14 protein-coding genes are annotated in these 14784 nt (G+C 57.9%); 13 read left to right on the top strand and 1 reads right to left on the bottom strand.

The features are described 5' to 3' along the window. The first annotated feature begins 11 nt into the window (after positions 1-11). A complete protein-coding gene (locus tag ACR0JA_RS14610) occupies positions 12-719 on the top strand; it encodes a DUF1194 domain-containing protein (RefSeq protein ID WP_480576130.1) in 708 nt (235 codons plus the stop codon). Here ACR0JA_RS14610 and ACR0JA_RS14605 read toward each other — a convergent pair. Then, positions 716-1627 (bottom strand): LysR family transcriptional regulator, encoded by a 912-nt coding sequence (locus ACR0JA_RS14605; protein ID WP_480576127.1) that lies wholly within the window; start codon positions 1625-1627, stop codon positions 716-718. The genes ACR0JA_RS14610 and ACR0JA_RS14605 overlap by 4 nt on opposite strands. A 116-nt stretch (positions 1628-1743) precedes the next feature. Here ACR0JA_RS14605 and ACR0JA_RS14600 point away from each other — a divergent pair, with 116 nt between their 5' ends. The 12 genes from ACR0JA_RS14600 (at position 1744) to ACR0JA_RS14545 (ending at position 14783) form a co-directional block, all read left to right on the top strand. Continuing rightward, the gene (locus ACR0JA_RS14600) at positions 1744-2805 is read left to right on the top strand and encodes a dipeptidase (protein WP_480576124.1); all 1062 of its coding nucleotides are present in this window, start codon (positions 1744-1746) and stop codon (positions 2803-2805) included. A gap of 35 nt (positions 2806-2840) precedes the next feature. After that, positions 2841-4436: an ABC transporter substrate-binding protein gene (locus ACR0JA_RS14595; RefSeq protein WP_480576121.1), complete on the top strand. Its 1596-nt coding sequence runs from the start codon at positions 2841-2843 to the stop codon at positions 4434-4436. Continuing rightward, positions 4437-5495 carry an ABC transporter permease gene (locus ACR0JA_RS14590; RefSeq protein ID WP_480576119.1) on the top strand — a complete coding sequence of 353 codons (1059 nt, stop codon included), beginning with the start codon at positions 4437-4439 and terminating at the stop codon, positions 5493-5495. It begins immediately after the preceding gene. After that, complete coding sequence (gene nikC, locus ACR0JA_RS14585) at positions 5492-6403, top strand: nickel transporter permease (protein ID WP_480576116.1); 912 nt, start codon at positions 5492-5494, stop codon at positions 6401-6403. The genes ACR0JA_RS14590 and nikC overlap by 4 nt, the downstream gene beginning before the upstream one ends. Beyond that, entirely contained in the window at positions 6400-7248 is an 849-nt protein-coding gene (locus ACR0JA_RS14580) for an ABC transporter ATP-binding protein (RefSeq protein ID WP_480576113.1), read from the top strand. Before nikC ends, ACR0JA_RS14580 begins: the two co-directional genes overlap by 4 nt. A 1-nt stretch (position 7249) precedes the next feature. Next, complete coding sequence (locus ACR0JA_RS14575; RefSeq protein WP_480576109.1) at positions 7250-8002, top strand: ABC transporter ATP-binding protein; 753 nt, start codon at positions 7250-7252, stop codon at positions 8000-8002. A 378-nt stretch (positions 8003-8380) separates the two neighbouring features. Beyond that, complete coding sequence (locus tag ACR0JA_RS14570) at positions 8381-9898, top strand: ABC-F family ATP-binding cassette domain-containing protein (protein ID WP_480576107.1); 1518 nt, start codon at positions 8381-8383, stop codon at positions 9896-9898. A gap of 157 nt (positions 9899-10055) precedes the next feature. Next, the gene (locus tag ACR0JA_RS14565) at positions 10056-11273 is read left to right on the top strand and encodes a 4Fe-4S double cluster binding domain-containing protein (RefSeq protein ID WP_480576104.1); all 1218 of its coding nucleotides are present in this window, start codon (positions 10056-10058) and stop codon (positions 11271-11273) included. 288 nt (positions 11274-11561) lie between these two features. After that, positions 11562-12305 (top strand): SDR family NAD(P)-dependent oxidoreductase, encoded by a 744-nt coding sequence (locus ACR0JA_RS14560; RefSeq protein WP_480576101.1) that lies wholly within the window; start codon positions 11562-11564, stop codon positions 12303-12305. After that, positions 12302-12778, top strand: a complete 477-nt coding sequence (locus ACR0JA_RS14555; protein WP_480576099.1) for a MarR family winged helix-turn-helix transcriptional regulator — start codon at positions 12302-12304, stop codon at positions 12776-12778. Before ACR0JA_RS14560 ends, ACR0JA_RS14555 begins: the two co-directional genes overlap by 4 nt. Positions 12779-12781: 3 nt before the next feature. Further along, complete coding sequence (locus ACR0JA_RS14550) at positions 12782-13582, top strand: enoyl-CoA hydratase family protein (protein ID WP_480576096.1); 801 nt, start codon at positions 12782-12784, stop codon at positions 13580-13582. 46 nt (positions 13583-13628) lie between these two features. Then, on the top strand, positions 13629-14783 hold the full coding sequence (locus tag ACR0JA_RS14545) for an acyl-CoA dehydrogenase family protein (RefSeq protein ID WP_480576093.1): 1155 nt from the start codon (positions 13629-13631) through the stop codon (positions 14781-14783). Position 14784 lies beyond the last annotated feature (1 nt).

The raw sequence follows: 14784 nt of genomic DNA, 5'->3' as shown, positions 1-14784 counted from the left end.
GCACCAAGGTAATGCAGCGTTTTACGCTCATACTGGCATCCATGATGCTGTGCTGGGTCGCATTCCCTTCACGCGCACAAGTGGCGGTCGATATCGAACTGGTAATCGCCATCGACACCTCGGTCAGCGTTTCAGATCAGGAATATGCGCTGCAATTGTTGGGTGTCGCCGATGCGATGCGTGACCCTCAGGTGCAGGCAGTGATCGAGTCCATGCCCAACGGGTTGGCAATAACCGTTATGGAATGGAGCTATGGCCATCTCACCCGCCTCGCCCTGCCTTGGCATCATTTGCGCAAGGCCTCGGATGCGACGGCCTTTGCGGATCAAGTCGCGCGTGTTGAACGACAGGGCGCAGGTCGAGCCACTGCAATAGGCGAAGCGATCACACGGGCAACCAAACTTTTGAATGACAATGACTTCGTCGGCGTGTTCCGCAAGATCGACATTTCGGGAGACGCTCGGAACAATTCCGGCATCAACCCACTGGGGCCGCGGCAAGCAGCGATTGACCAGGGGATTACGATTAACGGACTGGCTATTCTGACCAGTGACCGTGAACTCGGGCTCTATTACGCGACATACGTCGCCGGAGGAGCGGGTTCCTTTGTCATGGCCATTGACGGATCGGACAGCATCCGCCTTGCGATGCGCCGCAAACTGGAACGCGAGTTGCAGCTACAGGTGTCGCAAGCGGTCAGAAATCGGACCCCGACCTAGTTACGCTCAGAAAACGGATCGGGGGGCGTGTTCAGCCGCAGATGCCGCATGAAAGCGCGTGCGATACGCGGAACCGGTCGCTGATCCGACACAACAAAATGACCGCGATAGCGCATAGGTGATTCAAACCGAACAAACGCCAGATCAGGGGACCGGTACATATAGACAGGAAAGGGGTTGATGATCGCCAGCCCCAAGCCTTCGCGCGCCATGTCAGCGGCTGCGAAAGAGGTCGAGACTTCGGCAACAATTCTGGGTTCCGCGCGAACCTGATGCAGCACGCGGTCAAGCTGCCCGCGTCTTCCGTGGCGGTATGTCAACGCGATCAGGTCCTGTTCGTGCAAGTCAGAAGGCGAGATTGACTGACGCTTTGCCAGCGGGTGTTCGGGACGCATCACGCAGACAGCGGGGGACTCGCGAAATGGGATGAGTTTGATACCAGCGCGGCTTTGTTCGATACCCGTTACCGCAAGATCAAAGCGGTTCTCCAAGACGCCCAACGTGACCATGTCTGATGTCGTCACCTCAAGGTTCACGAAAAACCCGGGGTTTCCGCGCAAGAAACTGGCGATGAGTGAAACGATGTAGCGATGCGCATAGCTGGGCGGCGCGACAAGGCGCAATGTCTCCTCCACGGTTTCACCCGGACCATCGATACGGTCCAACGCATCAAACAAAGGGTCCAAGCGCAAGTTCAGCCGCACAGCCTCTTGCGTTGGGCGCAGCCTGCCGGCATCGCGTTCGAACAGGGTTTTACCCAGACGCGATTCCAGATTTCCGATCGAGCGGCTGACTGCGGATTGCGACAGATCCAGCTGGCGTGCAGCCCCTGCCGTCGTTCCGGCCTGCATCAACGCGCGCAGGGCTTGATATTCCGGCAACGAGTGCCATTTGCGCGGTTTCTTCACGTCCCGGTACCCTCATGAATCCGACTAGCTCAATGAGTAAAACTCATCAATTTTTTTTACAATTATGATGATACCGTCTGCTAGCGTGTGTCAAATTGATACCTTTGGTGGATGCGGTGGCTTCGAAAACCTCTCCTTTGATCTTTGACGGGCACAACGACGTGTTGTCCAAGCTCTCATCTGCAGGCGGACTGGCAGCGGCTGGCGGATTCCTCAGCGGCCTTGATGGCGCGATTGATCTGGACAAAGCCCAGCGTGGCGGCTTCCTTGGCGGTTTCTTCGCGATTTGGGTCCCTTCTCCCATGGATGTTGATGCGAAGATGGAGGAGATGGTCCAGCCAAGTTATGACCTGCCGCTTCCAGACCTTATCGATGTTGAAGATGCCTTGCAGCCCGCACTGGGGCAAATCGCGATACTGTTCGAGTTGGAGCGACTGGGCGCTTTGAGCGTTGTTCGGTCGGCCGCAGATATCCGGGAATGCATGGATCAAAGTAAGATGGCGGCCATCTTTCACATCGAAGGGGCCGAAGCGATCGACGCCGATCTGCACGCGCTTGACGTTTTCTACGCTGCGGGCCTGCGATCAATCGGGCCGGTATGGAGCCGACCAAACATTTTTGGCCACGGGGTTCCCTTTCGGTATCCATCGGGGCCGGATACCGGTGCGGGACTGACCGATCACGGCCTCAGGCTTGTCCGGCGCTGCAATGCGCTTGGCATAATGCTGGACCTGTCTCATCTGAACGAAAAGGGGTTTTGGGACGTCGCAAGGCATTCGGACGCACCGCTGGTCGCGACGCATTCGAATGCCCACACCATCTGTCCGCACGCACGCAACCTGACAGACGACCAGCTTCGCACGATTGCGGAAAGTGATGGCATGGTCGGGCTGAACTTTGCTTCCGCGTTCTTGCGCGAAGACGGGCGCATGTTGCCCGACGTGCCTTTGACGCAGGTTCTCAGGCACCTTGATCATCTGATCGCCATATTGGGCGAAGATCGTGTTGGGCTCGGTTCGGATTATGACGGGGCGGTGGTGCCAGATGAAATTACCGATGTCTCGATGCTACCCCATCTAAGAGATGCCATGGTGACCCATGGATACGGCGAAGAGCTCATTAAGAAGCTCTGCCATGGAAACTGGTTACGCGTTCTCGAAAAGACCTGGGGATCGTAACCGTTAGAACAAGGCTTAATGACAGAGAGGACAAAATGAACGCATTTAACAGATTGCTAACCGGTGCGGCGCTGGGACTGGCGCTGGCTGTGACCTCGACCGCAGCAATGGCGGAAACGCCACCAAATATGCTGGTGATTGCAAATCGTATCGACGACATCACAACGCTTGACCCCGCTGAGAGCTTTGAGTTTGCCGGATCGGATGTCAGCCGGAACGTCTATCAGAAACTGGTCAATTTCGACCCGCTCGATCTGGATGCAGGCTACCAGCCAGATGTCGCTGAAAGCTGGACGGTGTCCGAGGACGGCAAATCGATCACCTTCAAGATCAGGGGCGGGCTAACCTTCCATTCCGGCAATCCGGTGACAGCCGAGGATGTCCAGTTTTCGCTGCGCCGCGCTATCATCCTGAACAAGACGCCGGCCTTTATCCTGACCCAATTCGGCTTTACCCCGGAAAACGTCGAACAGACTATCGTGGCCGATGGTGACACGCTGACGATCACCACGGACAAGCCCTATGCGACCTCGTTTGTGCTGAACTGCCTGACCGCCACCATTGGCGGTATCGTCGACAAGAAGACGGTGATGGAGCATGACAAGGATGGCGATCTGGGCAACGAATGGCTCAAGACCAACACGGCTGGATCTGGCGCATATAGCCTGGTGAGCTGGAAGCCCAACGAAAGCGTAACCCTGCAGTCGAACCCTGATTTCTACCTGGGTGCCCCGGCGATGGAGCGTGTTGTCGTCCGCCATGTACAGGAAAGCGCGAGCCAGCGCCTGCTGCTCGAGCGTGGTGATATCGACGTTGCCCGCAACCTGAACCCCGAAGATGTGGCAGGCGTGTCCTCGGTCGCTGGCGTCAAGATCGCGGATGAGCTCAAGGGCCGTCTGATGTATGTCTCGCTGAACCAGAAGCACCCTGAACTCAGCAAACCTCAGGTCCGGCAGGCTTTCAAATACCTCATTGATTATGAGGGGATGCGCGACAGTTTCCTGAAAGGCCAGTATACGATTCACCAGAATTTCCTACCGCAGACCTATCTTGGCGCATCGGACGAGAACCCGTTCACCTATGACATCGAAAAGGCCAAGGCCCTGCTGGATGAGGCAGGTGTGAGTGGTCTTGAAATCGAAGTTGGCGTACGCGAGGCGCAGGAACGGATCGAAATCGCTCAGTCGCTGCAAAATGCTTTGGGTCAGGCCGGCATCACGATGAATATCACCGTTGGCACTGCCAAACAGATCCTGGCGCGGTACCGCGCGCGCGAACTGGATGTTTATCTTGGCGCATGGGGGCCGGACTATCCTGACCCGCAAACCAACGCGGGAACCTTTGCCTATAATCCCGACAACGCAGATGCGGCCAATGCAACCGGTCTGTTGGCGTGGCGGAATTCCTGGGATACCGGCGGGCTGACCGAGAAAACGGCTGCCGCCGTGGTCGAGAACGACACCGTGAAACGGGCCGATATGTACAAGGAAATCCAGGCCGAGTTCCGCGAGACCTCGCCATTTGTCATCATGTTCCAGCAAATCGAGCAATCGGCTTTGCGCGAAAACGTGACGGATTTCTCGACCGGTCAGGCGATTACGTCAGCATCGTATTGGCAGGTGACCAAGTAAATGGCACTGGCCGAAAGACCATCTGAGGGGCGCCGCGCGGCGCCTCTCATCCATTGGGTCAAGAGCATCCTGAAAACTCTTGGCACCATCGCGATTACCATGCTGGGCCTGCTGTTCGTGACCTTCATCATCGGCCGGGTCATGCCGATCGACCCGGTGCTGGCGATTGTCGGCGAACGTGCCTCGCAATCGACCTATGACGCGGTCTATCAGCAACTTGGGCTCGATAAACCATTGCTGGTGCAATTCTGGTACTATCTGTGGGACGTGCTGCACGGCGATTTTGGCAACTCGTTGCTGAATGCGCGCCCTGTGTCCGAGGACATTGCACGGGTCTTTCCCGCGACGCTGGAACTGGCAACCCTGGGCGTGCTGATCGGTATCTTTCTGGGCGTTCCACTGGGCGTCATCGCCGCCGTAAAGCGCGGATCGTGGATCGACCAGATCGCGCGCGTGGTCGCGCTTGTCGGCTATTCGATGCCCATTTTCTGGTTGGGCCTCATGGGGCTGCTGGTTTTCTATGGCATACTTGGCTGGGTCGGGGGACCAGGCCGTTTGGATATCTTTTACGAGGACATAGTGCCCACGCGTACTGGACTTATCCTGGTGGACAGCGCGCTGGCCCGCGATTGGAATGTTTTCCGCAACGCGTTGTCGCACATCACCCTTCCCGCGGCCCTGCTGGGGTACTATTCGCTGGCCTATATCAGCCGCATGACCCGGTCTTTCATGCTGGAACAGCTGTCGGCCGAATACGTCATCACCGCCCGGGTCAAGGGCCTGTCAGAACGGCAGGTGATCTGGCGCCACGCCTTCAAGAACATCCGCGTACAGCTCATCACGGTGATCGCGCTGAGCTATGCCAACCTGTTGGAAGGTTCGGTTCTGACTGAAATCATCTTTAGCTGGCCTGGCATCGGCAGCTACATCACAACCGCTCTGCTGAGCGCTGATATGAATGCGGTTCTGGGCGGAACCGTGGTGGTCGGGCTGATCTTTATCTGCCTGAACATCTTTTCCGACCTGCTATACCGTTTCTTTGATCCGAGGTCGAAATGAGCGACATGACATTGCGTCAGTGGTTGCTGACCGACGAACCGACATCCCGCCGCCACGCCCGATTGTCCAGCCTGTACAAAGGCTGGCTGACACTACGGTCTAACTCGATGGCGATGGTGGGGCTGGCTATCCTTATCGTGCTTATTCTAAGCGCGGTATTCGCGCCTGTCCTGGCGCCTCATGATCCTTTTGTTCAGGACCTGTCCAGCCGGTTGAAACCGATAGGGACCGAAGGCCATCTTCTGGGCACCGACAGTCTGGGGCGGGATATCCTGTCTCGTCTGATCTATGGCGCACGGATCACGCTCTACATCGTTGCGCTGGTCGCGCTGATTGCACCGGTCGCGGGGCTTCTGGTCGGGACTGTCGCCGGATATGCGGGCGGATGGGCGGACGTGGTTCTCATGCGAATCACCGACATCTTCCTGGCCTTTCCGCGGCTGGTTCTCGCGCTGGCCTTTGTCGCGGCGCTTGGCGCGGGAATCGAAAACGCGGTGCTTGCGATATCCCTTACGGCATGGCCCCCATATGCGCGCATGGCGCGGGCGGAAACGCTCACCATCCGGTCGACCGACTACATCAACGCCATCCGGCTTCAAGGCGCGGGACCGCTGCGGATCATCACCCGCCACATCTGGCCCTTGTGCATTTCGTCGCTGATCGTGCGTGTCACGCTGGATATGGCCGGGATCATTCTGGCGGCGGCGGGGCTGGGCTTTCTGGGGCTGGGCGCACAGCCGCCAAGCCCGGAATGGGGCGCAATGATCTCCGAGGGACGCAGGTTCATCCTGGACCACTGGTGGGTTGCCACCGTTCCTGGGCTTGCCATTTTCACTGTCTCACTGGCCTTCAACCTGTTGGGTGACGGGTTGCGGGATGCGCTTGATCCAAAGGATGATGGACAATGAACCTGCTGGATATCGAAGATCTTTGGGTCCGCTTTCCAACCCGACAGGGCGTGTTCGATGCAGTGCGCGGTGTCTCATTTTCGCTTGGGCGCGAGCGTCTGGGTATTGTAGGCGAAAGCGGGTCCGGCAAATCGATGACCGGGCGTGCGATCCTGCGGTTGATCCGCAAGCCGGGCATTGTCGAGGCCGATCACATCAACCTGGAAGGCCGCGATCTGCTGCACCTCAGCGAGCGCGAGATGCGCGAAATCCGGGGCAAGCAGATTTCCATGGTCATGCAAGACCCCAAGTTTTCGCTGAATCCGGTGGTCTCGGTCGGCGAGCAGTTGATGGAGGCCTATCTTCAGCACAATTCCGGTGCCAGATCGGGGGCCCGCAAGATGGCGATCGAGATGCTGGAAAACGTCTCGATCCGGGATCCGGAACGGGTGATGCGCGCCTATCCGCACGAGGTTTCCGGCGGTATGGGCCAGCGCATCATGATCGCGATGATGCTGATCCCAAACCCAAAGATACTGATTGCCGACGAACCGACTTCGGCACTGGATGTCAGCGTCCAAAGGCAGGTGCTGAACATCATGGACGGGTTGGTCAGAGAACGCGGCATGGGCCTGATTTTCATCAGCCATGATCTGAATCTGGTGTCCGAATTCTGCGATCGCGTTCTCATCATGTATTCCGGCCGGATCGTAGAGGTTTGCGAGGCGCACAAGCTGCATCACGCCCAGCACCCATATACGCAGGGGTTGCTGAACTCCCTGCCCCGGCTTGACGAAAAGCGCACGCATCTGAGCGTTCTGACCCGCGACCCAAGCTGGTCCGACGCCCCAAGCGTGAGGGGGTGACATGACCGTTGTCGAGATCAAAAACCTGGACGTCTGGTTCGGTTATGCGCATGACCGGGTCGACGCGGTAAAAGGTGCCAGTTTCGAGATCGAACAAGGGCAGAGCTTTGGCCTTGTCGGCGAAAGCGGTTCCGGCAAGTCAACCATTCTTCGCGCCATTACCGGTCTTGCCCCGCAATGGTCCGGCACCATCCAGATCGAAGGACAAACGCTGTCCGGTGCAAAACGGGATCGCGCGTTCTTTCGGACCGTGCAAATGGTTTTTCAGGACCCCTACGCTTCGCTGCACCCACGACATACAGTCGATCAGGTGTTGAGTGAAACACTATACCTGCATGGGTTGGATAATATCGATACGCGCGTTGCCAAGTTGTTGGATGATGTCGGGCTTGGACAGCGCTTTCGCTTCAGATACCCGCACCAACTGTCAGGCGGTCAGCGCCAGCGCATCGCCATCGCACGAGCCTTGGCTGGTGAGCCGGATATCCTGCTTTTGGATGAACCCACATCCGCATTGGATGTCAGCGTTCAGGCAGAGGTCTTGAACCTGCTGACCGACCTGCGCGCCCAACGCGGTTTGACTTACCTTATGGTCTCACATGACCTTCCGGTCATTGCGCATATGTGTGATCGTTTGGCGGTTATGAGAAATGGCGAGATCGTCGAGGTGATGTCGGCCGAAACGTTGCGAAACGGAAAACCCGAACACGACTATTCCAGGCAATTGCTGAGTGCTTCGGTGTCGCTGGCATGACGGCCGCGTGCCCGGCACGATCTGCATAGGTCGGACGAACCATGCCCAATCTCGCTTTCCGCGGCATGTTCAGCCGAACTCTCCGCTTTCGGTTTCGGCGGGCGGCACCGGAATGCCGCTGCTTGCCAGTTCACCACTGCAAACCATCCGCTATTCTGCATAAAGGCAGCTTGCCGACGGCCAATCGTTCAAATACGCTGCCGGTATCTGGATGTTCACAAGAGGAGGGCAATTGCTGAGCATGCGCATCACACGCCGACTTCAGCATGGTCCCCGTTATGCCCTGCGAATCCGTTTGCAGGGCTGACCAAGTCTTTACCCGATTTACGGTCTGCCCAAAGCCGCTCTGCGGCACGATTCTTGTGACACGAGACCGTAATGACCCTTCTTAGTACAAAATCCCTTGGCGTGACCCTTGGCACCCCGCTGTTTCGAAACCTCGATCTGACTATCTCAAAAGGTGATCGCATTGGTCTGATCGCCGCCAACGGGCGCGGCAAATCCACCCTTCTAAAATGTCTGGCCGGCTTATTCGAGCAGACGACCGGGGACATTACCCACAGCAGAGGTCTGCGCGTCGCGTATGTTCCTCAGGAGGTGCCCGAAGCTGCGCTGTCCGGCACGCTTTACGACTGCGTGCTAAAGTCCCTGCCCCCTGAAATGGCAGAATATGAAAGCTGGAAAGCAGATGTCGCGTTGGCGGATTTGCAGGTGCCTTTCGATTTCCAGCATACGCTGATGACCAGACTGAGCGGTGGCTGGCAGCGAACCGCCCTATTGGCTGCAGCTTGGGTGACAGAACCGGACCTTCTGTTGCTTGACGAGCCGACAAACCATCTGGACCTCAGCCGTATCGGTCTTTTGCAGGAGTGGCTGAAGGCTCTGCCGCATGGTGTTGCCGTGTTGATGACTTCGCATGATCGGGCGTTTCTGGATGAAACAACAGATCGAACGCTGTTCATTCGCCCCGAACATTCGCGCGTCTTCCAATTGCCGTTTTCAGCCGCGCGTGATGCGCTGGACGAAGCGGATGCGGCAGATGCGCGCCACCATTCCAACGAAATGAACAAGGTGCGCCAATTGCGCCGTCAGGCGGCGAAACTCAAGAATGTCGGCATAAATTCGGGTTCGGACTTACTGCTGACCAAAACCAAGCGGCTGACCGACCGTGCGGAGAAGATCGAAGAAGGGACCAAGCCCGCGCATCAGGAACGGGACGCCGGGCAAATAAAACTGGCAAACAGCGGGACCCATGCAAAAGCGTTGATCGCGCTGGACAATGTCGCCATTACCAAACCGGGCGGCCAAACACTTTACCTGACAGGTGAAAAGTGGATCACAAAAGGTGATCGCGTCGTGTTGCTCGGGGCAAATGGGACTGGCAAGACCCGGTTGATCCAAACCGTCCGGCGCGCGTTGATCGGGGATCGCGACCAGATCCGGTGCGCTGCCTCGGTTGTCCCGGCGTATTCGGGCCAGAATTTCGAGCAACTGGATGGCGCAAAGACACCAATGATCGCAGTCACCCGCCAGTCCGACATTGGTGACCGGCGCGCACGGCAAGCTCTGGCTGCGGCGGGCATTGAAATTTCCCATCAGGATCGTCCCATTGAACAGCTGTCAGGTGGCCAAAAAGCCCGCCTAGCCATGCTTGTCCTGCGATTGGAAAACCCGAATTTCTACCTGCTGGATGAACCAACAAATCATCTGGATATTCACGGACAAGAGGTATTGGAGGCCGAATTGATTTCGCAAGGGGCTTCCTGCTTGTTGGTCAGCCACGACCGGCAGTTTATCCGCAATGTCGGTACCCGGTTCTGGTGGATCAAAAGTCGAAAGTTAGAAGAGGTCGAGAGCGCCGAACCCTTTCTGGAGGCAGAACTTTCGCGACGCTAAACTGATTAGGCCGGTAAACTACCGGCCTGACTTTCCGATTTATCCAAAGTCGATCGTCTGGTATCTGGTGTTTCTACCACGGTCCGACGACCGGGCTGCGTTTCCACCAGATGCGAAATGCCTCATGTCGCCGGAAATGATACGACCGGAGATCTCCATGCCTTGGCCCCGCAACCAAGCCATTTCCGACGACGACCGCGCACGTTGGAATTTGAAATACGCCGAAAGCGATGTCGCTGCCGGTATCGAGACCACCGAAGAGTTCGAGCCATTTTCGCAACGCAACGACATGTTTACACGTGCGTTCTGGGACGAGTCCGTGCGGACAAAACAGACGGATGATTTCTTTCAAAGCTACCGAATGAAAGCGAACTATCGCAAAGGGGACGGATTTCGGCAAAAGGACTTCGCGTTGCGAAATGCCAGTTGGATCATTTCGGATATCGTCAGCAATCGCTCGGCCCATGAAGGGCGTCGCGAGGGGTTTCAGGCCCCCATTGTGGCGGATACGCCTGTTGCTGAAACGCGGGTGGACATTGATGACCCTATTGCCATGGCTCACGAGATCAAGCGTATTGCCCATTTCTTTGGGGCGGATCTAGCCGGGATAACCGATTTTGATGACCGATGGGTCTATTCCAGCCGCGTCGATACTCGCGACTTTTCCGAGACCGACAACACGCTGCCCGAAGGGTTGAACAGCGTTATCGTGCTGGGCCACAAGATGGACCAGGATTTGGTCGCAACCTACCCTTCGGCGCTGGCCGGGGCTGCGACCGGTCGCGAATACAGCCACGAGGCCGCAATCGTGATCCAGTTGGCCGCCTATATCCGAAACCTCGGCTATGAGGCCATTCCGTCGATGAATGACACCGGGCTGGTCATTCCCTACGCAATCAAGGCCGGTTTGGGCGAGTACGCCCGCAACCAGATGGTCATCACGCCGGAATTCGGTCCCCGGTTGCGGTTTTCAAAGGTCTTTACCAATCTGCCGTTGAGTCACGATCAACCCCGCCCCTTGGGCGTCCGGGCGTTTTGCGACATCTGCACCGAATGTGCAGATGCCTGCCCGGCAAAGGCTCTGCCCTATGGGCCACCCGAAGTGAGCGCACAAAACGATGCCTCTGCCATCAAAGGTGTGCGAAAGTGGACATCAGACGCAAAATCCTGCTTTCAATATTGGGCAAAACTGCAAAGCGATTGTGCGATTTGCATGCGCGTCTGCCCGTTCAATCGTGACTTTGACAGATTGCAGGACCGGATCTGGCGCAAGCTTGCCCTCAGCCGTTGGCGCAAATTGGCCCTGTGGTGGGACAAACGCAGCGACCGAGCCAAGCGGTTGAAACCAAAAGACTGGTGGGATGCCAGGTCTTGAATGCCTGCTGCGAGCGAAAGTCTGACAGCCCACCCCCTTTCACTTTCTTCTCATCGCGGTCCAAGGCTTAGGGCTCATTTACATAATATTTAAAAATTTTAAGCTTGAAATAAATCGAGGACTCCGGTACCGATTGATCAAGCCAAGTCGGCATCTCAGCCAATTGCTGGCGGAACGGGACGAGAGCGTACGCTGCCTGAGCAATAGGCAGGCAATGCGCCATTGGCATTCTGCAAGCTGGCCAACCGCTGCGGGCGGCATAGGCGGCCAAACGAGGGTGCTCCGGGGATGAATTTGGAAGGCAAGCATATCGTTGTGACCGGTGGCGGCACCGGGGTTGGCGCTGAAACCGCCCGTACACTTGCGAATGCCGGGGCCGATGTCACGATACTGGGCCGTAACGCTGAGCCCCTGAAGGCGCAAGAGCTACCCTATCAAACCTGCGACGTGACCGATGCTGCGGCAGTACGGCTGGCATTCGACGCCGCACGCGACCAGAACGGACCCATTGTTGGCGTCATCGCCAATGCGGGTGCTGTGCAAACCGATCCATTTGCGCGCATGACGCCCGAGGCGTTGCAGGCGATGCTGTCGGTCAATCTGATCGGCGTCGCCAATGTGTGGCAGGCCGCTTTGCCCGACATGAAGTCAGAGGGCTGGGGTCGGATGATCGCCATAGCGTCGACAGCGGGCCTCAAGGGATATGCATATGCCTCTGCCTATTGCGCGGCCAAGCACGGCGTGATCGGCCTGACCCGGGCACTGGCCATCGAATTTGGCACCTCGGGGATCACCGTCAACGCTATTTGCCCGGGCTTTATCGAAACGCCGATGCTGGACCGATCGGTCGGCAATATCGTCGAAAAGACCGGCATGACGGTCGAACAAGCGCGTGAGTCTCTGCTGGCTGGAAACCCGCAAAGACGCTTTGTGCAAACCGACGAGGTCGCGGATACCGCGTTGTGGCTGTGCTCGGAATCTGCCCGCTCCGTAAACGGACATACTCTCACCCTGTCGGGAGGTGAAATATGAGCACTGAAAAGAAAAAGGGGCCTGTTGCCGAGCCAATTTCGAAATCGCGCCTGCGATTGTGGCTGAGCCTGTTGAAGGCCAGCAGTCTGATCGAAGATGAAATCCGCAGCCGGTTGCGGACCGAACTTGACTGGACGCTGCCGCGCTTTGACGTGATGTCAGCGCTGGCCCGCCGCCCCGAAGGCCTGAAGATGAGCGAGATATCAAAGATGCTGCGCGTATCTAACGGCAATGTCACCGGGATCGTTGATCGCCTTGTACAAGACGGGCTGGCATTGCGGCTGGCTCTGCCGACCGACCGCCGGGCCAACATGGTGCGGCTTACACCCAATGGCGAAGAGGTTTTCGCCGAACACGCGGCAACCCATGAAGCCTGGATCGACGAAATCCTGGGTCGGCTGGATGCGGATGACATCGAGGGTATGACCGTGCGGCTCGACCATCTGGTGAAATTTCTGGAAAATCAGGACTGAAGAATGCGCACCGACGTCACTCATTTCAACTGTTCAGTCAGCGATGGCATCGCCGAGGTCTCTCTGTCACGCCCCGAGCGCAAGAACCCGTTGACCTTTGAAAGTTATGCCGAACTGCGCGACTGGTTTCGCGACCTGCACTATGACGACACGATCAAGGCGGTTGTCATTGCACCCAATGGCCGCAATTTCAGTTCGGGTGGTGATGTCCACGATATCATCGGCCCGCTGACAAAAATGAATATGAAAGAGCTGCTGACATTCACCCGGATGACTGGCGATCTGGTCAAGGCGATGGTGAATTGTGGCAAGCCGATCATCGCTGCGGTGGACGGGGTCTGCGCCGGGGCCGGTGCGATTATCGCCATGGCCTCGGATCTGCGCATCGCGACGCCCGAGGCCAAGACCGCTTTCCTGTTTAACCGGGTCGGGCTGGCAGGCTGCGATATGGGCGCCTGCGCAATCCTTCCGCGCATTATCGGTCAGGGACGCGCGGCTGAACTGCTATATCTGGGCCGGTCGATGAGTGCCGGGGAAGGTCAGTCCTGGGGATTTTTCAACCGCGTGGTGCCCGCAGACGAGTTGCTGACGAACGCGCACGATCTGGCCCGTCGCATCGCCGAGGGGCCGTCCTTTGCCAACATGATGACCAAGACGATGCTGGCGCAGGAGTGGTCCATGTCCATCGAGCAGGCCATAGAAGCCGAAGCGCAGGCTCAGGCGATTTGCATGCAGGGGCAGGACTTTCACCGGGCCTATCGCGCCTTCGTCGCCAAAGAGCGGCCGGTTTTCGAGGGGGACTGACAATGCGCGTCCGGAACTGTTTGCAAAGCGCGCAAGGGGGGTCGCGATGGCTGATCAGAGTTTTCTGAACTGGCCGTTCTTTGAGGATCGCCACCGCGCGCTGGCTAAAGCGCTTGACGACTGGGCCGGGGCCAACCTTCACGCCGTCGACCATTCGGACACGGATGCCGCCTGCCGTCAGCTTGTGACGATGCTGGGCGAATCCGGGTTTCTGACCCATTCCGCAAGTGAAGACGGGCCGTTGGATGTCCGCAGTTTGTGCCTGATCCGTGAAGCGCTGGCCCGCTATGACGGATTGGCTGATTTTTCCTTTGCCATGCAAGGGCTGGGCACCGGCGCGATTTCGCTGTTCGGGACGCCCGCGCAGAAATCGGAATGGCTGCCCAAAACCCGGACCGGCCAAGCCATTGCTGCTTTTGCACTGACTGAGCCCCAATCGGGCTCGGACGTGGCCAACTCGACCATGTCAGCCGAGAGAGATGGCGACGCGTTTGTGCTGAATGGTGAAAAGACCTGGATTTCGAACGGCGGCATTGCGGATGTCTATTCGCTGTTTGCCCGTACCCGCGAAGCGCCCGGTGCCAAAGGGCTGAGCGCCTTCATTGTTACCCCGGACCAGCCGGGCTTTGAGGTCGCAGAACGACTGGAAACGATCGCGCCGCATCCACTGGCGAGGTTGCGGTTTAAGGACGTCCGTGTCCCGGCATCATCGATGCTCGGCGCGCCCGGTCAGGGCTTTAAGATCGCGATGTCGGTGCTGGACGTGTTCCGATCCACCGTGGCAGCCGCAGCGCTTGGCTTTGCCCGCCGCGCGCTGGACGAAGCCCTAACCCGCGTGACCTCGAGACATGTGCAGGGGTCACCGCTGTTTGATCTGCAAATGGTGCAAGGTCACATCGCCGACATGGCGCTGAATATCGACGCGGCGGCCCTGCTGGTCTATCGCGCCGCCTGGGCTAAGGATGCAGGAGCCCCGCGGGTCACACGCGAGGCAGCGATGGCCAAGCTGTTTGCCACCGATCAGGCGCAGCAGGTTATTGACACGGCCGTTCAATTGCATGGCGGCGACGGTGTGAAATCGGGTGAAGCCGTAGAGAGACTCTATCGCGAAATCAGAGCGTTGCGCATCTATGAGGGCGCATCGGATGTTCAACGCGTGATCATCGCCCGTCAGACTCTAGCGGAACAAGGGGGAAGCTGAA

This window comes from Ruegeria sp. AM4 (assembly GCF_056540665.1).
This window is presented reverse-complemented; position numbering and strand designations above follow the sequence as displayed.